Genomic DNA, 23,614 nt, shown 5'->3' on the forward strand with positions numbered 1-23,614 from the left:
TTCGGGAGCTTCGGGAGATCCAGGGAAACCGGTGATCCTAAGGAGCCCCCGTGCGTCGCCGCCCTCCGCCCGCCGTCCTGCTGTGCGCCCTGCTGCTGACATCCGGCACGGGCTGCGCGCCCGCCGGCACGGCCGTCCGCCCCGCCGACCCCGCGACCGCCGGCGCCAAGGGCGTCGGCGACCCCCTGTTCCCCACGATGGGCAACGGGGGCTACGAGGTGGAGCACTACGACCTGTCCCTGACGTACGAGCCGAAGGACGGCAGCATCACCGCCACCGCGGAGATCAGCGCCCGCACCGACCGCTCCCTGTCCTCGTTCAGCCTCGACTTCCACGGCCTCCAGATCGACCGCGCCACGGTCGACGGCGCCCCGGCCGCGGTCGCCCGCACCGGGGACGCGCTCCGGCTGACCCCGGTGAAGGAACTCGCCACGGACACCCCCTTCACCACCGTCATCACCTACCACGGTGTCCCCGAGCCGCTCACCGATCCCGACGGCTCCCAGGAGGGCTGGCTCAAGACCCCCGACGGCGCCGTGGCCCTCGGCGAACCGAACGGCTCCATGACCTGGTTCCCCGGCAACCACCACCCCTCCGACAAGGCCGCCTACGACCTGACCGTCAGCGTCCCGGAGGGCACAACCGCCGTTTCCAACGGCGAACTAAGCAAACAGCAGACGGCGAACGGCCGGACGACCTTCACCTGGCACACCGCTGAACCGATGGCCGGTTACCTGGCGACCGTCGCCATCGGCTCCTTCGCCCTCGACCGCACCTCCGCCGGCACGGTGCCGCAGACCGTGGCCATCCACACCGCCCAGGCGAAGCGCGCCGTCGACGTCCCGTCCTGGGTCGGCACCATCACGGACTGGGGCACCCGCCTCTTCGGCCCCTACCCCTTCTCCTCCACCGGCGCGACGATCGGCTCCGGCCCGTCCATCGACTACGCCCTGGAAACCCAAACCCGCCCCTACTTCAACCACGCCCCCGACGAGATCTCCGTGGTCCACGAGATCGCCCACCAGTGGTTCGGCGACTCGGTCACCCCCGGCTCCTGGCAGGACATGTGGCTCAACGAGGGCTTCGCCACCTACGCGGAGTGGCTCTGGCAGGAAGAGCACGCGGGCCCCACCGCGGCCGAAACCTTCGCCGAGTACTACGCCCTCCCAAAGACGGACGACCTCTGGTCATTCCCGCCCGCGAAGCCCCCGTCCGCCGAAGACATCTCCGGCGACCCCGTCTACTACCGCGGCGCCATGGCCCTCCACACACTCCGCGAGACGATCGGCGACACCGCCTTCTCCACGATCCTCCGCACCTGGACCACCGACCACCGCCACGGCAACGTCCGCACGACGGACTTCACGGACCTGTGCACCAAGGTGACGGGCAAGGACCTGACGCCCCTCTTCCAGAAATGGCTCTACAGCAGCGGCAAACCGGCCACGCCGTGACACGCTCCGAGGGGGCATCCCGGCACCGCCCCCGCATGGGAAAGCGCAAGGGGCCGGCCCCCGGAGGAGCCGACCCCTTTCGACCCGGACATGCGCCACGTCAGCGACGTGGTGTCCATGCGTCGCTCAGACGTTGAAGCGGAACTCCACCACAAGGCTGTGACCTGCGGAAATGCGGGCGCATCCCAGCACCATCCCAGCACGGGATGCGCGACAAAGCACAAGAAGAGCGAAGATCGCCAACGCTACCCGGAAGCGCCCGCACACGCCTGAAGTCTGCGGAACTTGTGCGAGCGGCACGTCAGGCTCGTGCCATCGCACCGAACCTCAGAGCAGCACAGCGCTCGCGCTCACTCGCGGTCTCCCCGGACGCCAGCGGCCAGCTCCGACACCTGGCCGCCGCCCAGAATGCACGTCCAGACCTCGGGGCTGGCGCGAGCGTCCACAGATCCCGTATACCCCCGGTTTGGCGGGGCATACTCAGAAGCTTCCGCGCTGTCGCGGGTCAGCCTGCATAGCTCAGCGGGTGGAGCAGGCGCCTTCTAAGCGCTTGGCCGCAGCTTCGAGTCCTGCCGGGGCGCCCCAAACATGTCTGGTCAGGGCGCTCTCGGACCGCTAGCGGAGAAACGGTGCGCGCGGTACTGCGCCGTTTGTTCAGCGCGTTGGATTCCGTGCTCCAGAGAGGGGCAACGTGGATCAGCTCGGCATTCAGCTGGCCGAAGTAAGACGCGCCAGGCCCCTCTTCTCCAGCTCGTGCACTACCAGCTCCTCCATCACGTGTCGCTCCCTGGCGGAGGCGTAGGCGAGGTCGTGCAGGGCAGCAGCACGCCTGGCGAAGTCCCGCCTCACCGCATCGGTCGGCCAGGGGATCTTGTAACGGGAAAAGTCCTTGCGCCTCATCGCGCGGGCCTGCTCGCCCTGCGTAACGGCCGTCAACTCCCGCCTCCGGTAACGCAGCGAGTGCAACAACCACATCCGATCGACCTCTGACTCCGTGTAAATCGCGAGCGTCCGCCGACCTGGCACTACCGGGGTAGTGGTGAGCACTGTCCGCACCTCCCCGGGACGGGGCGCGATCAAGAGGCTGCCGGACGGGCATACAACCTCCGCTTGCGCCACGGTGCGTGAAGTCACTGCACCCAGATGTACTGTCCTGCAGTTCAGTACTTCGCGGGGAGACACCCACGGCATAGCTGACTGCTCGGTATCCGGCAGAGACTGTGCCACACCAGCCTTAACCTGACACACTTCGCCCACTGCACGCTCGGCAGCCGGACCTTGCCCGCACGTCTGCAGCGCCTCCACGAAATGCGCATCCGCTAGGCCCGTCGCGCAAGACACAATCCGGGTGTTCAACGCATTCTTGCGCTCAGCAAGCGAGATCAGCGAAAGCAGCCTCTCCCGCACCGACACTGGAGGCACTGGCACGGGAAGTCGGTTGAGTGCCTGCAGAGGCAAGGTCATGTGCTCGGCGTTCGACGAGGACAGCGTGAGATAGCTGTGGCTCTGCGAGGTCTTCAGCCACCATCGAAGCCACAGATCCCATTGTTGGGCTCGGCCCTCTGGTGTCCAGCGGACGACCGCGAGCGACCTGGCGACATTCCATCCTGCATGCTCCTCCCCTGCAACTGCTGCCTCCCCCACACGCCCCACGAGCACGACAAGGAGGTCCCCAGACCTCAGCGTGCTGCGTGGGTGGCGTCTGGCCACATCGGGAGGCACAAATGTGAGCTCCTGGACGTGCACACATCCCTCGACAATCTCTCTGGCGCCGATCATAGGGATTCCGCCGGATGCCTTCTGTGGTCGCGCAATTCCGTAGGCGGCGTACTCGACCCCAGGGAACTCACGCAACTCAACGACGGGCCACGGAGTAGGGACATCATCCGATTCTGTAGTCATGCCTGCTCTCCAAGGCATCACGGACTCGGTTCCTGGCTGCGGCGCTACGATCCATGCACTCATACAGCTCGGCCTTCCGGTCCCGGTCTCCGTCACTTGAATGCAACTGCGCGGTGGCCCCGTTCCGTACGTAGCGTGCGGGAGTCAGGTCGAAGCCCGCATCAGCGATTTCCTCAAGACTCGCCGCACGGCACCATGGCGCGGATTCAGGGGCACCCTCGTCCCCACAGCGCCGGAGGCCCTGCCACTCACCGAAGATCTGCAGAAGGCGCTCGACCGAGTCCTGATCGAAAATGCGCCGTGACCCGTCCCTCGCTGTCGGCAGTTTTCCTGCATCCGCGAACAGGACCCGATCGGTGTTCGGCCGCTCCCCTTTGGCGAGCAGCCACAGCGCCATGCTCGTGCTGGTGTGTGGAAAGAGCCATGCCGGCAAAGCCACGACGCCTACAACCAGACCGTTTTCGAGCAACCTGCGACGGATCAGCCCGTCGGTGCTATTGCTGCTGTGTGCTGCTCCGGGGGAGAGCAGGACAACGGCCCGCCCTTGCGGCGTCAGGTCGGCAAGAATGTGCTGGACCCAGGCGAAGTTCGCGTTGCCCGACCGTGGTACCGCCAGGGTCCACCGCCTGTCGTCCTTGAGTTCGCCATGCCCCCAATCTCGCATGTTCACAGGAGGGTTGGCGACGATCACGTCGGCCGGTTCCGGCGACGTCCCAGCCCGGAGGCTGTCAGCTTCTCCCTTGCCAAGGTCGGCCTGGAATCCGTGCAGGGCAAGGTTGACGGCCGCGGCATAGCGTGCCGTCGGATTGAGATCCGCTCCGGACAAGCGCGCTTCGCCACCTTGGGTTCGAGCCCGGTAGGCGGCGGCTCGCAGTAGTCGCCCGCTTCCGCACACCGGGTCCCGAACCACCTCGCCTCCTCGGGGAGCGGCCAGTCCTGCGAAGAGGTACGCCAGATCATTCGGCGTGAAGTAGTCATCGCCGCGCGAATAGCGCGTCGAGTACATGTCGAGCAACACATCGAAGAGCCCCACGTCGGGCTCCAGCCGCCGAACCTCCACGATCAGCTCGCGGAGAGCCGGATCGATGAGCTCGAAGGGACGGCTCAGGCCTTCGTCGCGACACGCTGGCAGGTTGTAGGTACGAGCGACGGGCGTACGCGGCCAGATCGCATTCAGCATCGCACCCGCGGACCCCGAGCCGGGTCGCCACGGGCGCCCTGCCTCCACTGCTGCTCCATGGCTGGACCAGCAGTGGAGGTAGACCACTTGAAAGGCGAGTCGGTACGTCGTCTCGGCATCAGTCGTGCTGCGCAGCTTCTCAACGGCCAGTAGCACTCGCCGGTACTTCAGGCGCCCCAGCTCGCTCCCTCGCTCCTTCGGGATCACGACGACATCAGCCACGTAACAGTGGCCAGTCCGATGAGCATGGCGCCTCCACAGGCACCACCGCCGTACTTGACAGCTGTGACAATCTTCCCCGCGCCCGCGAACTCAAGAATGCCGGCCACGAGCCCCACCACCGCAGACGCCAGGACGACCACCATCAACAGCAGCGCTCTCTGCGACATGCCCTAACTCCCCCAGACTTCTCTACCGTTCCGCGGACCGTTCCGCGGACTCGAAGGTAGCGGCCGGGCGCTCCCCGCGTCCCGCAGCACTGGACTTTGCTGCGAACTGCCGCGCAGAGCAAGCGCTGTGCCGGGGCACGAGCCCATACGGACGAGGGCTATGCGTCCGCGGTCGAGCCGTCCTGGGACCACTTGTCGGCGAAGTGTTCCATCTGGCGGATCACCAGATCGATCGCTTCCTTGGACTGCTCCGGCGGGTAGCCGTGGCGGGCCAGGAGGCGCCTGATGGTGGCACGGAGCCTGGCCCGGACCGGTTCGCGGGCGATCCAGTCCTTCTTGAGGTTCTTGCGGACCTGGACCACAAGGTCCCGGGCGATACCGGAGAGGACCTCGTCGCCCATGAGGTCGCGAGCGCTGCCGAGGTCGGCGACCGCGTCGTAGAAGGCGAGTTCGTCGTCACCCAGCGGCGGGGTGAACTTCTCGCCTCGCCGGGCGTCCTCCGCGACCGTCTTGGCCAGTTCCACCAGCTGGGCGATGATCTCGGCGCTGGTGAGCTGCTGGCGCATGTAGCGCGTCATCAGGTCCTGGAGGCGCTCCGAGAACGCGGTCTGGCGGACGATGTTGTGCCGGGTCTGTTCGCGCATCTTCTGCTCGACGAGGCGGCGCAGGGCTTCGGCGGCCAGGTGCGGGGTTTCGCTGTTCTGCAGGCGGCCCACGAGGGCGTCGTTGAGGTGGGTGAGGTCCGCCTTGTCCAGTCCGGCCTCGGAGAAGAGGTCGGTGACACCGCCGGTCTCGACGACAGCGGAGGTGAGCTGGGAGAGATAGAGAGCGACGTCGCGGGCGACCGGCAGACCCTGGGCCTCGCGGTCCATGGCGTCGAGCTTCGCCATGTACGTACGGACCTCGACGAGGAACTGGATGTCGCGCTTCCAGTACGGCTGGTGGGTGAACCGGGAGGAGATGTCGGCGGAGGAACCGGCGAGGGCGAAGAAGCGTTCCAGGCGGTAGCCGTGTTCACGGAAGCGGCGGCTGAGGGTCTGGTTCGGGTCGTCGAGCTGGTCGGGGTTGTTGCCCGGAGTGGCGGGGCTGCGGAGGTACTCGGCCGTGGTGTAGGCCGTTTTGACGAAGGCTTTCGGGTCGGGGCGGGAGAGGCGTTCACGCCAGTTCCAGCCGAGAAGCATCTGGTCGAGGATGTCGTACTCGTTGCGGAGTTCGTCCAGGGCGCGGTCGATGTCCTGGCCGAGGGTCCGGTCGGCCTGGTCGTCGGCGGAGTACTCGGCGATGGCCTTCTGGAGGTTCTCGGTGAGGGGGGCGTAGCCGACGAGAAGGCCCTCCTCCTTCTTGCGGAAGCGGCGGTTGACGCGGGCGAGGGCCTGCATCAGGCCGGCGCCACGGAGCGGTCGGTCCAGATACATGGTGTGGATGGGCGGCGCGTCGAAGCCGGTCAGGAGCATGTTGTTGACGATGAGGAGCTGGAGTTCGTCCTCGGGGTCCTTGGCACGGTTGATGACGGCCTTGCGCTGGGAGTCGCGCAGGGCGTGGGCGCGCAGCTCCTCGGAGTCCTTGCGGGAGTCCGAGGAGTAGACGATCTTCATGGCGCCGGTGGTGGGGTCGTCCGTGTGCCAGTCCGGGCGCAGTTCGCGCAGGGCGTCATAGACGCGGACGCAGATCTCCCGGGTGGCGCAGACGAGCATCGCCTTGCCGGGGGCGCCGCCGGGTGCGTCGTCGGCGTCCGCGACGAAGGGCAGCATCGCCGCACGGCGTGCTTCCCAGTGTTCGACCAGGTCCTGGGTCAGGTCGCGTATCCGGGCGGGGGCGCCGTACATGGCGTTCATGGTGGCGACGGCCTGCTCGACGCGGGTGCGCTCGGTGTCGTCCAGGCCGTCGGTGATGCGGTCGGCCTCGGTGTCGATGGCGGTGGGGTCGACGTCGCGGTCGAGGACGAGCTGGACGACGCGGCTCTCGTGGTAGACCTTCACGGTCGCGCCGTCGTCAGCGGCCCGCTTGAGGTCGTAGGTGTCGATGTAGTCGCCGAACACCTCGCGGGTGTTGCGGTCGGCCTCGGAGATCGGGGTGCCGGTGAAGGCGAGGAGCGTGGCGTGCGGGAGCGCATCGCGCAGGTGGCGGGCGTAGCCGTCGAGGTGGTCGTAGTGACTGCGGTGGGCCTCGTCGACCACGACGACGATGTTCCGCCGCTCGGAGAGAAGCGGGTGGTCGGTTCCAGACTCCTTCTCCTGCTTGGTGCGGCCGAACTTCTGCAGGGTGGTGAAGAGGATGCCGCCGGTGCGCTTGGCGGCGAGCTCTTCGCGGAGTGCCGCGCGGTTGAGGAACTGGTGGGGCTGCTCGGGGAGGACCTCGCTCTCCTTGAACGTGTCGAAGAGCTGGTCGTCGAGGTCGGTGCGGTCGGTGACGACCACCACGGTGGGGTTGTGCAGGGCGGGGTCGCGCATGACGAGGTTGGTGGTCAGCACCATCTCCTCGGACTTGCCTGAGCCCTGAGTGTGCCAGACCACGCCGGCCTTGCCGTCGGTCGCGGCGGCACGGCGGACAGCGTCCGCGGCGCGGGTGACCGCGAAGTACTGGTGCGGCTTGGCGATCCGCTTCATGCGCTTGGCGGGCACGAAGTTGATGAAGGACCGGACGAGGGCGAGGAAGCGGGGCTGGGTGAACAGGCCGTGCAGGGCCAGGTCCTGGCCGGTTGGGACGTCGGCATCGGCGTCGGCGTGGACGGCGGCAGCGTCCACGGTGTCCACGCGGGCGCCGAACTCGTCGGTGTTCCACGGGGCGAAGTGCTCGTACGGGGTGAAGGGCGTGCCGTACTTCGCGGTGATCCCGTCGGAGAGCAGCACGACCGCGTTGTAGCGGAAGGCGGTCGGGAACTCCTCGACGTAGTGCTGGATCTGGGTATGCGCGGCGGCCAGGGTGGCGTTGGGGTCGCCGGCCCGCTTGAGCTCGATGACGGCGAGCGGAAGCCCGTTGACGTACAGGACGAGGTCGAAGCGGCGGTTGCGCTCACCGTTGATCACGGTCACCTGGCGGACCGCGCGGTACGTGTTCGCGTCCGCGTGCTCCAGATCGACGATCCGGACGGTCGGAGTGTGCTCGGCGCCGAGCGCATCGGTGTACGTGACGGAGTGGATGCCGTCGGTCAGGTAGCCGTGCGCCGTCCGGTTCTCCTCGTACGCGTCCTGGGAGGTCGGGGTCGCGGCGGTTGCGAGGGCCTCACGGACGGCCTCCGGGGGGAGGTCGGGGTTGAGCCGCTCGATGGCCTCGCGGAGATCGGAGTAGAGGATCAGGTCGTCCCAGGAACGGCGGTGCCCGGAACCGGGCGCGAGCTCATTGCCCTCGGCCTTCGGCCAGTCGAGCTCCACGAGCTCTTCAAGGGCGAGAAACTCCCACTCGATTTCGAGGGGGCGGAAGTTGTCGGGGGTGTCGCTGCTGCCGTCGTCGTGCCCGTGCATGGTCATACGTGGTCCTCGACAATCTTCTCGGCGTCCTTGACGCGGAGGCGGCCGGACATGAGTTGGGGGAGGAGGGTGTCGCGGAGGGTGGCGAGGGCAGCGGACTCGGCCAGCGCCTGGTCAGCACGGTCTTCAAGTGAGTCAAGCTTGACTCGGAGTTCACGCTGCCGCGAAGGGCTGGGCAAGGTGATCTCTAGGCCCCCTACCTGGGCCCGTCGGAGTTCCGTCTGGCCCGTACTGCCTTCGCCCATAGCCTCGATATCCGGCTGAGCTCTCAACATCGCGAACCCTGCGCAGACAGGGTCGACCTGCTGAGCGTCGAATCGCACGATAGTCACATGCGAGTCCACCGTCGCTTCGCTATCGGAGGTCCAGCGAGCCACCCGCCCGAGGGTTCCAACTCCAGTCGAGTTCACCAGTACGTCGTTTCGGTGAAGCAGCTTCGGGGACTTCACTTTCTCACCCTGCGTCCTACGCGCCGGAGCCAAATTCACCCGCCCATCCCGGATACATTTCTGATTCAGGACGATAAGTTCGTCAGGGTCGTCCGAATATTTCGGGGCGACACCGCGCGTCAAAGCAATCGCCACCGAATCGACCCCGACATCCACCGCCCCATCGCCTTGAGCCGCCTGAACGAAAATGACCATGCCCAAGCTGCGCGCCGCGGCCGCGATGCGCTCATTAACGGCGATCTTGTCGTCCAGCGCCCCGAGGATAGCGCCAATGGCGCGTTGCTGCGAGATTTCAGGGAGTGAAATCCTCAGCCGCTTCTGGTCGCTCAGACTCAGGTACGGCGCCATATCTGTGCCATGCGCCATCGAAGCAAGCTGATCAGCCATCTCCGGACCGATCGCCCAATACCTTAGATACCGGGCATCAATTTGGCATGGATCGAGAGTGCGCCAAAAACTGAGATGCGGGGAATACACAAACGGAGCCATCCCAGGCGCAACGTAGCCGGTCCGCCCCGTACTGTTCCCCTTAGTCGTGATTACCGTATCTCCGCGACGGGAAACTTTCCCAGAAATCTTATCTGCGAGATGGCGATGAAACCGCTCCAAGCCATCTGTCTTCCAGCCTTGATCCGTAAGATTCCCCGCCCTCATAAACGGGAGGCCATCTCCATCAAGCTCGCTATTCTTTGCCCGGTATCCATCACCGATCTCTAGTACACCTCGGTGAATCAACTCCAGGAAAGTGGAAGTAGTACGCTCAGCCATCGATCTTCTCCAGCTGCTCGCGCACCGTCTTCTCCAGCTCGTCCGACTTGTCGAACAGCTCGTACAGCTCCCCGGTCAGCCGCGCAATCTTCTCCGCGACCGCCTCGGCATCCTCTTCCTCCGCCTCAGTCGCCCCGACGTACCGCCCCGGCGTCAGCACGTACCCGTGCTCCTGGACCGTCTTCAGATCCGCACTCGCGCAGAACCCCGGCACGTCCGCGTACTTCTCCCCCGCGTCCTTCGCGCTCGTCGTCCCGCGCCACGCGTGGTACGTCCCCGCGATCTTCGCGAGGTCGGCGTCCGTCAGGACCCGCTCAGTACGGTCGACCAGTTCGCCCATGTCCCGGGCGTCGATGAACAGGATCTCGCCCCGACGGTCCGCGGCCGCGACCTTCTGCCCCTTCACACCCCCCGGCGACTTGTCCTTCGCCAGGAACCAGAGACAAGCCGGGATCGCCGTCGTCCGGAACAACTGGGCAGGCAGCGCGACCATGCACGCCACCATGTCGCCGTCCACCAGGGCCTGCCGGATCTCGCCCTCGCCGCTCTGCTGGCTGCTCATCGAGCCGTTGGCGAGGACGACGCCGGCCGTTCCCCGTTCCCCCAGCTTGCTGATCATGTGCTGGAGCCAGGCGTAGTTGGCGTTACCCCTCGGCGGGACGCCGTACTTCCACCGCGGGTCCGACTCGTTGCGCGCCCAGTCCTTGATGTTGAAGGGCGGGTTGGCCATGACGTAGTCGGCCTTGAGGTCCGGGTGTTTGTCGTCGGCGAAGGTGTCGCCCCAGCGGGCGGCGAGGTTGCCGTCGATGCCGTGAATGGCGAGGTTCATCTTGGCCAGGCGCCAGGTGCGTTCGTTGAGTTCCTGGCCGTAGACGGAGATGTCGGCCTTGTGGCCGCGGCCACGGTGGGCCTCGATGAACTTGGCGGCCTGGACGAACATGCCGCCCGAGCCGCAGGCCGGGTCGTACACCCGGCCCTCGTACGGTTCCAGGACCTCCACCAGGAGGCGGACGACGCTGCTCGGGGTGTAGAACTCGCCGCCCCGCTTTCCTTCGGCACGGGCGAAGTTGCCGAGGAAGTACTCGTAGACCTCGCCGAGGACATCCTGGGCAGGCTTGCCGTCGCTGCCGCCGAAGCGGGCGTCGGTGATGAGGTCGACGAGTTCGGCCAGGCGCTTCTTGTCGACGTTGTCCTTGTTGAAGATCTTGGGGAGGACGCCGATCAGCGACGGGTTGGCCTTCATGATGGCGTCCATCGCCTGGTCGAGGACCTCGCCGACGTTGCCGCTCTTGGCGTTGGCGGAGATCGAGGACCAGCGGGCGCTCTCGGGGACCCAGAAGACGTGGTGCCCGGTGTACTCGTCCTGGTCCTCCAGGAACTCCTCCAGACGGTCTTCGGCGATGCCTTCCTCCGCCAGTTCCTTGGCGAGCTGTTCGCGGCGCTCTTCGAAGGCGTCGGAGACGTACTTGAGGAAGATCAGGCCGAGGACGAACTCCTTGTACTGGTTGGCGTCCATGGAGCCGCGCAGCTTGTCGGCGGCCTTCCAAAGGATGGCCTGGATCTCCTTGGGCGTGGAGGCGGTGAACAGCTCCGCCTGGTCGGCGGGCTTCTTCTTCCGGGGAGGCATGGGCGCTCGGGTCTCCTTCAAGAGTCGGACGAGGGTCGGACGAGAGGGGGTTCGGTGAGGGTCAGCGTGCCGTCGACGAGGCCGGCGGCGGTCAGGGTGGTCAGGTCGTCGAGGGCCGCCGCGTGCTGGCGCAGCAGGGCCGTACGGCGGGCGATGTCGGCCAGGAGCGCGTCGTACCGCTCGGCCTCGTCGCCGGGGAGGTCAGGGATGAGGAGGTCCTCTATGCGGCGGGCGGAGCGGACCGCGCCGCTTACCCGCCGGTGTTCGGTGGCCGCCGAGCGCAGGAGCGCCGCCAGGGCGCGGGGCCGTACAGGATGCTCGGCGTCGGGTCGTACGCGCAGGACGCGGGCGGGGAAGGCGACCACGGACAGGCCCTCGTCGTCGACGTACGCGCCGAAGCTCGGGGTGGCGGTGACGACGATGTCGCCGGGTTCGGTGAAGTAGGCGTGCTCGTAGGTCTTGAGCAGTACGGCGCGGTCTATGCGGTGACTGTCGACCGGCGCGCTGCCGGTGATCTCGGCCGGGGTGAGGACGGTGTAGTGGCCCTTGCCTCCGGTGAGGAGGTGTTCGGCGGCGATGCGGTGGCCGGGCAGTCGGCGCAGGCGGCGGTCCTTGAGCAGGCGGGCCACGGTGGTACGGCGGGCCGGCTGGTCGTCGGGGCGCAGGACGGCGTTGGCGCGGATCGTGGGCGCGTGGTCGAGTGCGCTACGGGTGGCGTCGATCAGCTGCTGGAGGCGGAGTTCGGTCTCGGAGATGCGGGCCGGGCGTTCGACGACGGTGCGGGTGTAGCGGTCGGCGTGCGGGCGGTGCTGCGGGGTGAACGCGGCACCGGGTGCGCTGGTCAGCGCGGTGGCCCGGACCACGGCGGCGTTGCGCGGTTCGTGGCGGCTGTCCGCCCGCCAGCCGGCGTCGCGGAAGATGTCGATGTCCTCGGCCAGCGCGTCCAGGGTCCGCGGGGTGAGGTTGCGTGAGGAGAGGTCGGCGAGGAGGACTTGGCCGGTGCGCTTGTCTTCGGGGGTGCGGTGCAGGATCCAGATCGCGGTGCGGTGGGCCGGGCGGAAGGGGAGTACGCCTTCGGGGAGGCTGATCGCGGCCTTGAGGAGGTGCTGTTCCAGGAAGTCCCGGCGCAGACGGTCCGCTTCCCCGCGTGCGGGCAGGGGCCGGACGAGCGCGTCGGCGGGTCCCAAGACGACGGCCGTGCGGTCCTCGGCGAGGAGGTCGGTGAGGTCCTGCAGGCTCTGCAGGACGGCGAGCGGACTGCGGGTCTCGGCCGCCTCGTAAGGGAGGCAGCAGGCGATGACGTGCGGGTTTCCCCAGTCTTCCGTAGCCAGTTCCTCGCCGTCGGCAAGGTCCATCTCGAATTCCTGGACGCCCTGTGCCATGAGGCGACGGCGGGCGAGCCGGGCCAGGTCCGGCATCGGGTCCGCGGAGAGGAAGAAAGGCGAATCCTCGGCATCGGACACGGATTCGCGCAGGGCGACCAACAGATCGCCGCTCCGGGGATGCAGGACGGCGACTGTTGCCCCTTCCTCGCGCTCGTTCAGTCGCGCGAGGCCGGTCAGGCGGGCCATCGTCCGGCTCACCAGCGGAATCGGTCCATCGGCGGCGAGGTCGTCGCAGCCCAGGCGGCGGCGTGCGTCCATGACCCGTTCGAGCGCTTCGGCCGGGGTGTACGCGGCCTCGGTGAGCTGGTCGGCGAGCACGGCGAGCAGGGGGCCCTGCCGTTCGGCGTCCGGCAGTTCGCGCAGCTCTCTTCGGAGGAAGGTGTCGTCGAAGTCGGTCTCGGCGGCACGCTCCAGGATCGTCTGCCAGGGCAGGTTGGCGAGCGGTTCGTCGAGGAGCTGACGCAGGCAGAGCAGCGCCGTCACCGTGTCGACCAGCGCGCGAGCGGGCATCGCGCGCCGCCAGGCTGACAAGGTGTGGAGCACCAGCTCCGCCCGGATCCGGCCGGCGTCGGCATTGCCGCGGCCGGTGGACAGAAGCCATTCGGCGACTTCGCGGCCGTCGAAGAGCGGGCTGGCTCCATCGTACGCAATGGGCTCGGGGAAATCCGCGTGTCGGCGGGCCCAGGTGGTGACGACGGGACGTTGGACCTGGGCCAAGGTCCCGATTTCGGCGTAACTGATCCGCCAGGAGATCTCCTCGGGCAGGATGGGATCGGTCGCTTCACGTGCGCCAGCCATGCGGTTCCGTTCCCTTCGTGACGACTGCCTCGTGCTCTCGGTCGAGAACGTTTCTCCCAGGGCGCCTCACACGCTACAGCCGATCGAGCTCTCAACTTCGCCAGCGGTTGATAACCAGGGTTATCAGGTTCTCGAACGATTTAACCTCCAATCTTCTGGCACCGTCGTCACCATCACCCCGGCACCACCCGCCGGGACGCCAGCCCCATACGGGTCCGACCGCATCGGCGTCCTCATCGCCGCACCTCTGCTCCCTTGCCGGGCACTCACCCCTGTCCGCCTCGACACCACCCGTCCCGTAAGGCCGCTCGTGTTACCGAACCGCACCGCAACCTCGCCCCAGGAGACCTCTGTGTCCAGCACCGCGTCGAAGCGCACCCTGTACCGCCTGACCCACGTCAAGGCGACCCCTGAGTCGATGCTCGAAGCCCTCGACGTCGACGCCCTCGACACCCTGGACGCGGTCGTGCGCGACGTCAGCGATCACATGGGAGTTCCCGCCCTCGCGGTGTCCTTCGCCGTAGCGAAGGAGGAAGCCGCCTGGGGCAAGGACATCCTCCGGCTCGCCGGCGAATCGGACCTGCTGCAGAGCGAGCAGCGCACCGGCGCACTGCTCGTGCTCGCCGTCGACGACGTGGTGTACGCGATCGGCTTCGACCAGGGCTACCGGCTTCTTCCCGCCCAGCTCAAGGACGCGCGCTTCGGTCTGTCCTTCGGTATCCGCGCCATCAACCCGCGTCAGGTGCGGGACTTCACCGCTAGTGTCCTCGGCCAGGCGCGCATCGACAGTTCCCTGATCCCTGCCGGCGCCTCCGTACCGGCACTCGGACTCCGGGACCACGGGCGGATCATCCGCCACCTCGGCGGTTACCTCGACGAAGTCGACCTCACCGCGGGGAGCGGCACCAGGAACGGGGCCATGACCGCGGAGGGCGGCATCGGTCTCCGTATCAAACTCGGCACCACCCCCGCCACACTGATCAAGGACATCCGCGCCATCGCCGCGATCTGTGAGCACGGCGTCCCCCACCCCGACCTGGCCTTCGTCGAGCACATCACCGCGGTCAAGGACCCTTCCCTCGTCGACGCGCTCGACGCGGAACTGGACGCCACGCTCGGCCGTCCCGCAGACGGCCGGATCATCACCGCCGTCCCCTTCTCCCAGAGCACCGACCTGCCCCGGTCCACCGCCTGCACCATCAAGATCGGGTCCTGCCCGCCCCACCTCCGGGACGAGTTCAGTCTCGACTACGTCCTGGAGCGGGCCCGTGTGATCAAGGCAGGCGCCCGCGTCACGGCGCTCCGGCAGGGCACCGTCGAACTGTTTCGTGACACGCTCTCCGCACGGACCGCGCTCGCCCCGCGCACCGCCTCCCTGGAAGCCCTGTCCAAGGAAACCGCCATGAAGTGGATCGAGGCCACTTTCTCCCTCGACTCCCGCACGTTCTGTCTGCTCGACGGTGAGTGGTACGAGCTCGGGGCGGGCTACCTGCGCAACGTCAACGAGACCGTGGCTCCCTTGTTCCCCGACACGCCCTCCGTCGATCTCCCCCGCTGGCCGCTCGTCGAGAAGCTCAACAAGAAGGGTATGCGCGTGATGCGTCCCGTAGACGAAGGCGACTACAACAAGCTGGCCGCCCAGGCCCGTCGCGGCTGGGTCTGCCTGGACAAGAAGAATGTCCACAACCCCTTTCGGGCAAGCAACTCCGTCGAGATCTGCGACCTGTTCACCGAGGACGACACTCTTGTCCTCGTGAAGCCCGCGCACTCCTCAAGCCCGCTGAGTCACCTGTTCAGCCAGGCGCGCGTCTCCGTTGAGCTCCTCTTCGAGAACGCGGCCGTACGCGCGGAGTTCGCCCGGTCCGTACACGTCAACAGCGATCCGGCCCGCAGCATCCCCGAGGACTTCACCCCGCGCCGCGTCGTCTTCGCGATCCTTCTGAAGGACGGAGCCAAGCTCACGCCGGACTCCCTCTTCCCGTTCTCCGCCATCACCCTGGCCCAGACCGCGAAGGCCCTCGCCGCTCGCGGCGTGACCGTCGAAGTCATCGGCGTCGAAAGCGAGTCGGCCCAGTCCGCCATGCTCGACAAGGCTGCATAGCCGCCCGGGCCCGCTCACCACGTGCAGCGTTCCCGGAGCCTGGCCGTATCCGCTTCCCCTTAAGCGCACCCCTACCTGCGAGCGGCCGACGCTCCCACTCGTGCGCCGCATCACCGCCGTCAAGGAGTACCGGAGTGAGCTGGCTCACTGGGACATGGACACCCCGGAGACGAAAGCCGAGGCGCCGACGGAGACCAAGTAGCTTTTGAGCCTGCTGAAGCTGATCGACCACGCCCCACGGCCCTGACCGGCTGAGGCGCCCCGGGCCGGGCCTGCTGTCAGGCCTCCGGCTCAGGGCTGTCGAGGCCGAGTTCGATCACCGCGAGTGCACGAGTGGGGCCCTGACCCCGGGACACCGGAGAAACATGGATCTTGACGGTCCAGGAGAACGGAGTCCCCGTGGGGATGAAGCACTACACCGCCGAGTCCAAAGCGGACGCGGTCGCGTTGTACCGGTCGAGGCCGGGCGCGACGATCAAGTCCGTCGCCGGCGATCTCGGAGTGAACACCGAGACGCTGAGGAACTGGATCGGGCTGCCGATGGACATCGGGCCGGTGCCCATTCCTCGCCGCTGGCCGTCGTCCCGGAAAGTAGTAACGCCGTCGAGGCGGAGCTGGCCGCTGCCCGCTGCCCGCTGCCCGCTGCCCGCTGCCCGCTGCCCGCAAGAGGATCCGTGAGCTGGAGGAAGAACGCGACATCCTCCGCAAGGCGGCCCGGTATTTCGCGACGGAGACGCGCTGGTGAACCGCTGCCAGTTCGTTGAGGACCACCAGCGCCGTCACGGCGTGAAGCGGCTCTGCACCATCCTCGGCCTGGCCCGCTCGAGCTTCTACTACTGGCGCCGCACCGCGGCCGCCAGGGCCGCCCGGCAAGCCGCCGAGGCCGAGCTCGCCGCCCGGATAGGCAAGATCCACCAGGACTCCGAGGGCACATATGGAGCCCCCGGAATCACCGCCGAACTCCGCGACGAAGGCGGCCCGGTGGTCAACCACAAGCGCGTCGCGAGAATCATGCGGACCATCGGGCTCGAGGGGGTCCGCCTGCGCCGCCGACACCGAACCACGCTCGCCGACCCGGCCACGGCGGAGGCACCGGACCTGCTCGGACGTGACTTCACCGCTGCCGCCGTGAACACGAAGTACGTCGGCGACATCACCTATCTGCCGGTCAACGGCGCAAAGCCTCTCTACCTGGCCACCGTCATCGACCTCGCCTCACGCCGGCTGGCCGGGTGGGCGATCGCCGATCACATGCGAACTGAGCTCGTCATCGACCCTGGCGGCCGCCGAGCAAACCCGCGGCAGTCTCGAGGGAGCGATCACGCACACGGACCACGGGTCCCAGTATTCGCGTCGGGCATTCGCTAAATCTGCAGGTCAGCCGGGGTCCGGCAAAGCATGGGAGCGGTCGGGTCCAGCGCGGACAACGCCGCAGCCGAGAGCTTCAACGCCGCCTTCAAGAGAGGGACGCTCAAGGGCCGCAAAAGCTGGCCGGACGAGAGCCAGGCACGGCTCGACGCCTTCCGCTGGCTGACCCGATACAACACCCGACGCAGGCACGCCTCGGCCAACGGTCCCCGATCGCCTACGAGAACGACTTCCAACCAATAGCAACTACCCTGGCCCAAGCCGCATAGACGTGTTCAACATCCGGGGTCAAGGCCCCTCGGAGAACAGGCAGACACCTGGTACCAGGCCAGCCGCCTGACTGAATACGTCGCAGCAGTAGGCGTCCATGCCACATCACTTCCGCCCGGGCAGGAGCGGACCGAGGTCGAGGCGTGGCTCGCGTTCGCGGACGCGCACCTCCAAAACCTCACCGGATCGGTCTCAGCGCCGAAACTGCCCACGCCGCCGAAACCCAGCGGCGACGACCTCAAGCCCTTCCTCGGTCACTGGAGCCCCTACGGACCCCGCTCCTACTCAGCCGGACCAAGGGAAATCACACCGCCACGAGCCGGACCCGCTCGCCGCACAGCTTGGCCATGTCGTCAGTATCGGAAGTCAGCGTGACCACGGGGCGGTGCTGTCGCAGCGCGGCCTCGGCGACGGCCGCATCGATCGCGTACTTGTGTCCGTGCAATCCGGCATTCATCAGCAACTTCGAGGCAGCCCTCGCCTCCTCGTCACCGATCGGGACGACCCGCAGCCCGGAAAGCACCCAGTTCAGGCGTGACTTGTTCGTACGGGCGTGGACGGCCTCGATGATGGTGAGCGCACTGATCACGACCTCCATGCCACGCGAGCGCGCCTCGGCGATCAGAGCCACCACCTGTTCTTCGTCAGCGAGCAGCTTCGAGAGTCCCTCGCTGTCGAGGACGAGCGTCCCCTCGTGACTCAGCCTGCGGCGGGCCACTCGGCCTCCTCGGCGAACACCTCGTCGAAGACCTGCCGCGGCCCGCTGACGAGCCGGCTCGGAGACCGGCCCCTTGCGGCTCTCGTAGTCCGCCAGGTACTCGTCCAGGACCTGCCCGCGCAGCTCACGCTCGACCGCCTCGGCGATGAACGCGGAGAACTCCCGCTTGCCCACGCGAGCCCGGATCGCCTCCGCGGTCCCCTCCGGCAGCGACAAGCTCACCCGCGTCGCTGGCCCTTCCCCGATGCTGTACGTCGCCTCAGCCATACCCTCAATTGCGTCAAACGAGTAGGAAAATCGCCACGTCTGCACTACCTTCACAGCTCGGTCAGCGCCCCGCTCACGCAAATCCCAGCACGGGCACCCCCATCCCATCCCAGCACGATCCCAGCACGGTAGGGATGAGCAGGGGCGATGACAGGTGACGAGGGGTCAGCTATCACAGCACCATCCCAGCACGGGAAAAACAAAGGGCCCGACCCCGAAGAGTCGGACCCTCTCTGACCTGCACGTTTGCCAGATCAGCGATGTGGTGATATGTCACCCGCTATACGTTGAAGCGGAACTCCACCACATCCCCGTCCGCCATCACGTACTCCTTGCCCTCCATGCGGGCCTTGCCGGCCGCGCGGGCCTCGGCGACGGAGCCGCAGGTGACGAGGTCGTCGAAGGAGATGACCTCGGCCTTGATGAAGCCCTTCTGGAAGTCGGTGTGGATGACACCGGCGGCCTCGGGGGCGGTGGCGCCCTTCTTGATGGTCCAGGCCCGGGATTCCTTGGGGCCGGCCGTCAGGTAGGTCTGGAGGCCGAGGGTGTCGAAGCCGACGCGGGCGAGGGTGGCGAGGCCGGGCTCGTCCTGGCCGACGGACTGGAGCAGTTCGAGGGCCTCGTCCTCGTCCAGCTCGGCGAGGTCGGCCTCGAGCTTGGCGTTGAGGAAGATGGCCTCGGCCGGGGCGACCAGGGCGCGCTGCTCGTTCTTGAAGTCCTCGTCGGAGAGCTCCTCCTCGTCCACGTTGAAGACGTAGAGGAAGGGCTTGGTGGTGAGGAGGTGCAGGTCGTGCAGGAGCTCCTCGTTGCCGGAGCCCTGGACGATGCCCGCAGAGAAGAGCGTGTCGCCCCTCTCCAGGATCGCCTTGGCCTCCTCGACGGCCTTGACCTTGGCCGCCTTGTCCTTCTGGATGCGGGACTCCTTGACCAGGCGCGGCAGCACCTTCTCGATGGTCTGGAGGTCCGCGAGGATCAGCTCGGTGTTGATGGTCTCGATGTCGTCCTTGGGCGAGACCTTGCCGTCCACGTGGACGACGTTCTCGTCCTTGAAGGCGCGGATGACCTGGCAGATGGCGTCGGACTCGCGGATGTTCGCGAGGAACTTGTTGCCCAGGCCCTCGCCCTCGGAGGCGCCGCGCACGATGCCGGCGATGTCGACGAAGTCGACGGTGGCGGGGAGGATCTTCTGCGAGCCGAAGATCTCCGCCAGCTTGGTCAGCCGGGCGTCGGGGACGCCGACGACGCCCACGTTGGGCTCGATGGTGGCGAACGGGTAGTTGGCCGCCAGCACGTCGTTCTTGGTCAGGGCGTTGAACAGCGTCGACTTGCCGACGTTGGGCAGACCGACGATTCCGATCGTGAGCGACACGTGGCGACTTCCTGATAGTGAGGGCCCAGGGCGAACAAAGGCAGCAAGGGGGCCCGGTCCGGGCCGGTCCACCAGTCTACGGGTCCGCGGCGGGCACCGGCCGGGGCGGCGGGGGCACCCGGTGCCGAGCAGGTCGAACGAACGGCCGACAGGGGGTACGGAACGTGTCCAAGGCCGGATTCCCGCCGGTCTTCGACCTAGTTTGGTCGGGTGGAGCAACCCGGCGCACGCATCACTCAGCACAGGATCCGTCGCACGGCCCCGGTGCCCCGCCCGGCCGCCCCGGTGGGGCAGGGCAGAGGGGCGCCGGTCGAGCCCGAAGGGGCGGGCCGCACCCCGCCGCCGCTGCTGCGCGTCCTCCGGCGGGACCAGCCGGTCCGGCTGACCGGGCTGGGCAGCGGGCTCCTCGCGGTGCTGGCGATGCTGGCCGCCGGGGTGCTGGTCGCCCGGCTGGCCGCTGGGTCGCCGGCCGCTTACGGAGCGCTCTTCGTCGTCTGCTGTGCCCTCTGCGCGCTGGGCGTGCGCCCGGCGGAACTGGTGGCCGCGCCGGTGAGCGCGCCCATCGCGTTCGCCGTCGGCGCCCTCCCGATCACCGCCGTCACGGCCGGCTCCGGCGGGCTCGCCGGCCGGGCGATGGCCCTGGTCGGCTTTCTGTCGTTGCAGGCCGGGTGGCTGTACGGCGGGACGCTGCTCGCCGGGTTGATCGTCCTCGGCCGCCGGGTGCTGCTGGTCAGGCGCCGGCGGCTGGCCCGGGCGCAGGCCCGGCGGCGGCCATCGCGGCCCCCACGATCCCCGCGTCGTTCTCCAGCTCAGCGGGCACGATCTCGGCACTGACGCCCTCGATCAGCGGCAGGAACCGCTCCGCCTTGCGGCTGACGCCCCCGCCGATGACGAAGAGCTCGGGCGAGAACAGCGCCTCGACGTGCCGGAGGTACTTCTGCACCCGGCGTGCCCAGCGGTGCCAGGTGAGGTCGCCGTCCTCCTTGGCCCGGCCGGAGGCCCGCGTCTCGGCGTCGTGGCCGTCGAGCTCCAGATGGCCGAGCTCGGTGTTGGGGACGAGCCTGCCGCCGGTGAAGAGGGCGCTGCCGATGCCGGTGCCGAAGGTGAGCATGATGACGGTTCCGGTGCGGCCCCGGCCGGCGCCGAAGGTCATCTCGGCGATGCCGGCCGCGTCCGCGTCGTTCAGCAGCGTCACGGGGGCACCGAGCCGTGCGCCGAGCAGGGCGGCGGCGTCCACGCCGATCCAGCCTTTGTCGACATTGGCGGCCGTCCTGACAACGCCGCCGGTGACCACGCCGGGGAAGGTGGCCCCGACGGGGCCGCCGGACCGGCCGAAGTGGTCCAGCACCTCCTTGACGCGGTCGGCGACCGCGTCCGGGGTCGCGGGGTGCGGGGTGAGCACCTTGTGGCGCTCGTCCGCCAGAGCCCCGCGCTTCAGGTCTACCGGAGCGCCTTTGATGCCTGATCCGCCGATGTCCACACCGAATGCGTCCATGGCGACCACGCTACGGGCGGAAGCCCGCCGTCACCCCCCGATCGCGCCACCGGAAGCGGCCGGCGGACCGGCGACGGCCGCCGCGGCTTCGGCGCGCAGGTCGCGGCGGAGTTCCTTGGGGAGGGAGAAGGTGATGGATTCCTCGGCGGCCTTGACGGTCTCGACGTCCTCGTAGCCGCGGGCGGCGAGCCACTCCAGGACGCCCTCGACGAGGATCTCCGGGACGGAGGCGCCGGAGGTGACGCCGACGGTGGACACTCCCTCCAGCCACGCCTCATCGATCTCCTCGGCGTAGTCGACGAGGTGGGCGGCGCGGGCGCCGGCGCCGAGGGCGACCTCGACCAGGCGCACGGAGTTGGAGGAGTTCTTCGAGCCGACGACGATGACGAGGTCGGCCTCGGCGCCCATCTGCTTCACCGCGGTCTGCCGGTTCTGCGTGGCGTAGCAGATGTCGTCCGACGGCGGGGAGAGCAGGTTGGGGAACTTGTTCTTCAGCGCGCCGACGGTCTCCATCGTCTCGTCCACGGAGAGGGTGGTCTGGGAGAGCCAGACGACCTTGTCCGGGTCGCGGACCTCGACGTTGGCCACGTCCTCGGGGCCGTCGACGAGCTGGATGTGGTCCGGGGCCTCGCCGGAGGTGCCGATGACCTCCTCGTGGCCCTCGTGGCCGATCAGGAGGATGTCGTAGTCCTCGCGCGCGTAGCGCACGGCCTCCTTGTGGACCTTGGTCACCAGCGGGCACGTCGCGTCGATCGTCGCGAGCCTGCCGCGGGCCGCCTCCTCGTGCACCACCGGGGCGACGCCGTGCGCGGAGAAGATGACGATGTTGCCCTCGGGCACCTCGAACGTCTCGTCGACGAAGATCGCGCCCTTCTTCTCCAGCGTCTTCACCACGTATTTGTTGTGCACGATCTCATGGCGCACGTACACCGGCGCACCGTACTGCTCCAGGGCCTTCTCGACCGCGATCACGGCACGGTCCACCCCCGCGCAGTAGCCACGAGGGGCGGCGAGCAGGACCTTCCGAGCGCTGGTTGCAGTCATGCCGTCCATCGTACGGGCCGTCACCGACAACGGCGGCGCGTCCCGGTGCCCCGCACCGGGCCGGGCCGAATACTGGCCGGGCGGCCACCGCACCCGTCCCGTCCGCCCCGCTGGGAAGGCATCCGTATGCCCGCGTCGTCGGCACCTCCTTTCCCCGAACCCCGCGCCGTCGAGGACGGGCCGCTCCGCCGCACGCTGTCCTTCCGGGACCTCGTCGTCTACGGCCTGCTGTTCATCGCCCCGATGGCGCCCGTGGGCGTCTTCGGCACGCTGGTGGCGAAGGCGCACGGCGCGGTGGCCACGGTGTACCTGATGGCGACGGTGGCGATGGGGTTCACCGCGTACTCCTACGCGCGCATGGTCCGGGTGGTGCCGCGGGCCGGTTCCGTCTACGCCTACGCGCGGGTGGGGCTGGGCGAAGGGGCCGGGTTCATCGCGGGGTGGATGGCCCTGCTCGACTACCTGCTGGTCCCCGCCGTGGCGTACCTCTTCTCAGGCATCGCGATGCACGCCCTCGTGCCGGCCGCGCACCCGTGGGTGTGGACGGCGCTCGCGGTCGCGGTGACGACGGCCCTCAACCTGGCGGGCGTACGGGTGGCGGCGCTGGCGGGGTTCGTGGTGCTGGTGGTGGAGATCGCGGTGCTGTGCGTCTTCGTGGCCGCGGCGGCCTGGGCGCTGGCCGTGGACGGGCCCCGGCGCGGCTGGCTCGCGCCGCTGACCGGCGAGGGCGCCTTCGACACGGGTGCCGTGCTGGCGGCGGTGTCGGTGGCGGTGCTGTCGTACCTCGGATTCGACGCGATCGCCGCGTTCGCGGAGGAGGCGACGGGCGGGCCGGGGCGGGTGGCCCGCGCGGTGCTCACCTGTCTGGTGACGGCGGGCGTCCTGTTCCTCGTCCAGACGTATCTGGCGGCGCTGCTCGTGCCGCTGTCGGCGGCCGAGCTGGCCGCCGGGCCGGCTCGGCAGGGGGCGGCCTTCTACGACACGGTGGACGCCTCGACCGGGCGGTGGCTGCACGATCTGGTCGCGGCGAGCAAGGCGGGCGGGGCCGCTTTCGCGGCTCTTTCCGGGCAGGCGGCGGGCGGGCGGCTGTTGTTCGCCATGGCGCGGGACCGGCGGCTGCCCGGCGCCCTGGCCGTGGTCGACCCGGCCACGGGGGTGCCGCGGCGGGCGCTAGCCGGCGCCGCCGTCGTCACGCTGGTCGCGGCGGTGTGGGCCGCTCGGCGGGGGGACGGGCTGGATCGGCTGGTGTCGGTGGTGGATGTGGGGGCGTTGGTGGCTTTCGGGTTGCTGCATCTGTCGGTGATCGCATGGTTCGCGGTACGGCGGCGGGGGGCCGACGGGGGTGGCGTGCTGCGGAACGTGCTCGTTCCGCTTCTCGGGCTCGGCGTGGTGGTGGCGGTGATCGCCGAGGCGGCCGTGTCGGCGCGGGTGGTGGGGATGGTGTGGTTGGCGGTGGGGTTGACGGTGCTCATGGTGCGAAGGGTGGTGGCGCGCGGGGCGCGGTGAGGTGCCCCGGTCCCCCCTCTTCCTGGTTCCCGGGCCCCCGCAAGACGGTGATCGTGG

The 23,614-nt window shown here is 68.4% G+C and carries 15 protein-coding genes, 1 tRNA gene and 2 pseudogenes; 6 read left to right on the forward strand and 12 right to left on the reverse strand.

Features of this window, described 5'->3' with window-relative positions:
- Positions 1–50: 50 nt before the first annotated feature.
- A complete protein-coding gene (locus tag ACZ6X9_RS03280; RefSeq protein WP_469776187.1) occupies positions 51–1,454 on the forward strand; it encodes a M1 family metallopeptidase in 1,404 nt (467 codons plus the stop codon).
- A gap of 513 nt (positions 1,455–1,967) precedes the next feature.
- Positions 1,968–2,039 (forward strand) — tRNA-Arg (locus ACZ6X9_RS03285).
- Between the two features lie 123 nt (positions 2,040–2,162).
- Here the strand turns inward: ACZ6X9_RS03285 and ACZ6X9_RS03290 are convergent.
- From ACZ6X9_RS03290 to ACZ6X9_RS03320, 7 genes are all read right to left on the reverse strand, one after another.
- On the reverse strand, positions 2,163–3,233 hold the full coding sequence (locus ACZ6X9_RS03290; RefSeq protein WP_469776188.1) for a restriction endonuclease subunit S domain-containing protein: 1,071 nt from the start codon (positions 3,231–3,233) through the stop codon (positions 2,163–2,165).
- Positions 3,234–3,336: 103 nt separating this feature from the next.
- Positions 3,337–4,536, reverse strand: coding sequence for an N-6 DNA methylase (locus tag ACZ6X9_RS03295; RefSeq protein WP_469776189.1), 1,200 nt, complete (start codon positions 4,534–4,536; stop codon positions 3,337–3,339).
- A 203-nt stretch (positions 4,537–4,739) separates the two neighbouring features.
- Positions 4,740–4,925 (reverse strand): hypothetical protein, encoded by a 186-nt coding sequence (locus ACZ6X9_RS03300; RefSeq protein ID WP_469776190.1) that lies wholly within the window; start codon positions 4,923–4,925, stop codon positions 4,740–4,742.
- Positions 4,926–5,083: 158 nt separating this feature from the next.
- Complete coding sequence (locus ACZ6X9_RS03305) at positions 5,084–8,392, reverse strand: type I restriction endonuclease subunit R (protein ID WP_469776191.1); 3,309 nt, start codon at positions 8,390–8,392, stop codon at positions 5,084–5,086.
- Positions 8,389–9,609 (reverse strand): restriction endonuclease subunit S, encoded by a 1,221-nt coding sequence (locus ACZ6X9_RS03310; protein WP_469776192.1) that lies wholly within the window; start codon positions 9,607–9,609, stop codon positions 8,389–8,391. Before ACZ6X9_RS03310 ends, ACZ6X9_RS03305 begins: the two co-directional genes overlap by 4 nt.
- Positions 9,602–11,236, reverse strand: coding sequence for a class I SAM-dependent DNA methyltransferase (locus ACZ6X9_RS03315; protein ID WP_469776193.1), 1,635 nt, complete (start codon positions 11,234–11,236; stop codon positions 9,602–9,604). The genes ACZ6X9_RS03310 and ACZ6X9_RS03315 overlap by 8 nt, the downstream gene beginning before the upstream one ends.
- A 17-nt stretch (positions 11,237–11,253) precedes the next feature.
- Complete coding sequence (locus ACZ6X9_RS03320) at positions 11,254–13,419, reverse strand: hypothetical protein (protein WP_469776194.1); 2,166 nt, start codon at positions 13,417–13,419, stop codon at positions 11,254–11,256.
- A 352-nt stretch (positions 13,420–13,771) separates the two neighbouring features.
- Here ACZ6X9_RS03320 and ACZ6X9_RS03325 point away from each other — a divergent pair, with 352 nt between their 5' ends.
- Entirely contained in the window at positions 13,772–15,520 is a 1,749-nt protein-coding gene (locus tag ACZ6X9_RS03325) for a DUF6119 family protein (protein ID WP_469776195.1), read from the forward strand.
- Between the two features lie 399 nt (positions 15,521–15,919).
- Positions 15,920–17,157, forward strand: a pseudogene (locus ACZ6X9_RS03330) (IS3 family transposase).
- Between the two features lie 305 nt (positions 17,158–17,462).
- Here the strand turns inward: ACZ6X9_RS03330 and ACZ6X9_RS03335 are convergent.
- From ACZ6X9_RS03335 to ychF, 3 genes and pseudogenes are all read right to left on the reverse strand, one after another.
- Entirely contained in the window at positions 17,463–17,876 is a 414-nt protein-coding gene (locus ACZ6X9_RS03335) for a PIN domain-containing protein (RefSeq protein ID WP_469776196.1), read from the reverse strand.
- A pseudogene (locus ACZ6X9_RS03340) lies at positions 17,858–18,143 on the reverse strand (hypothetical protein). The gene ACZ6X9_RS03335 and the pseudogene ACZ6X9_RS03340 overlap by 19 nt, the downstream one beginning before the upstream one ends.
- 280 nt (positions 18,144–18,423) lie before the next feature.
- Positions 18,424–19,512, reverse strand: a complete 1,089-nt coding sequence (ychF, locus tag ACZ6X9_RS03345; RefSeq protein ID WP_469776197.1) for a redox-regulated ATPase YchF — start codon at positions 19,510–19,512, stop codon at positions 18,424–18,426.
- Between the two features lie 210 nt (positions 19,513–19,722).
- Between ychF and ACZ6X9_RS03350 the strand changes: the two genes are divergently transcribed.
- A complete protein-coding gene (locus ACZ6X9_RS03350) occupies positions 19,723–20,346 on the forward strand; it encodes a DUF6542 domain-containing protein (RefSeq protein WP_469776198.1) in 624 nt (207 codons plus the stop codon).
- On the opposite strand, the gene ppgK is transcribed toward ACZ6X9_RS03350, so the two are convergent.
- Positions 20,243–21,007 carry a polyphosphate--glucose phosphotransferase gene (gene ppgK / locus ACZ6X9_RS03355; protein WP_469776199.1) on the reverse strand — a complete coding sequence of 255 codons (765 nt, stop codon included), beginning with the start codon at positions 21,005–21,007 and terminating at the stop codon, positions 20,243–20,245. The two genes, ACZ6X9_RS03350 and ppgK, sit on opposite strands and share 104 nt — an antisense overlap.
- A 30-nt stretch (positions 21,008–21,037) precedes the next feature.
- On the reverse strand, positions 21,038–22,051 hold the full coding sequence (locus tag ACZ6X9_RS03360; protein WP_469776200.1) for a 4-hydroxy-3-methylbut-2-enyl diphosphate reductase: 1,014 nt from the start codon (positions 22,049–22,051) through the stop codon (positions 21,038–21,040).
- A gap of 126 nt (positions 22,052–22,177) precedes the next feature.
- Between ACZ6X9_RS03360 and ACZ6X9_RS03365 the strand changes: the two genes are divergently transcribed.
- Positions 22,178–23,557, forward strand: coding sequence for an APC family permease (locus ACZ6X9_RS03365; RefSeq protein ID WP_469776201.1), 1,380 nt, complete (start codon positions 22,178–22,180; stop codon positions 23,555–23,557).
- Positions 23,558–23,614: the final 57 nt, after the last annotated feature.

The sequence above is a fragment of the Streptomyces sp. NPDC052910 genome (genome assembly GCF_055585605.1).

What these genes read in the sequence shown, in the direction of transcription:
- ACZ6X9_RS03290 (WP_469776188.1), bottom strand. Translation starts at nt 3,233, where the DNA reads ATGATCGGCGCCAGAGAGATTGTCGAGGGATGTGTGCACGTCCAGGAG.
- ACZ6X9_RS03295 (WP_469776189.1), bottom strand. Translation starts at nt 4,536, where the DNA reads ATGCTGAATGCGATCTGGCCGCGTACGCCCGTCGCTCGTACCTACAAC.
- ACZ6X9_RS03300 (WP_469776190.1), bottom strand. Translation starts at nt 4,925, where the DNA reads ATGTCGCAGAGAGCGCTGCTGTTGATGGTGGTCGTCCTGGCGTCTGCG.
- ACZ6X9_RS03305 (WP_469776191.1), bottom strand. Translation starts at nt 8,392, where the DNA reads ATGACCATGCACGGGCACGACGACGGCAGCAGCGACACCCCCGACAAC.
- ACZ6X9_RS03310 (WP_469776192.1), bottom strand. Translation starts at nt 9,609, where the DNA reads ATGGCTGAGCGTACTACTTCCACTTTCCTGGAGTTGATTCACCGAGGT.
- ACZ6X9_RS03315 (WP_469776193.1), bottom strand. Translation starts at nt 11,236, where the DNA reads ATGCCTCCCCGGAAGAAGAAGCCCGCCGACCAGGCGGAGCTGTTCACC.
- ACZ6X9_RS03320 (WP_469776194.1), bottom strand. Translation starts at nt 13,419, where the DNA reads ATGGCTGGCGCACGTGAAGCGACCGATCCCATCCTGCCCGAGGAGATC.
- ppgK (WP_469776199.1), bottom strand. Translation starts at nt 21,007, where the DNA reads ATGGACGCATTCGGTGTGGACATCGGCGGATCAGGCATCAAAGGCGCT.
- ACZ6X9_RS03360 (WP_469776200.1), bottom strand. Translation starts at nt 22,051, where the DNA reads ATGACTGCAACCAGCGCTCGGAAGGTCCTGCTCGCCGCCCCTCGTGGC.
- ACZ6X9_RS03365 (WP_469776201.1), top strand. Translation starts at nt 22,178, where the DNA reads ATGCCCGCGTCGTCGGCACCTCCTTTCCCCGAACCCCGCGCCGTCGAG.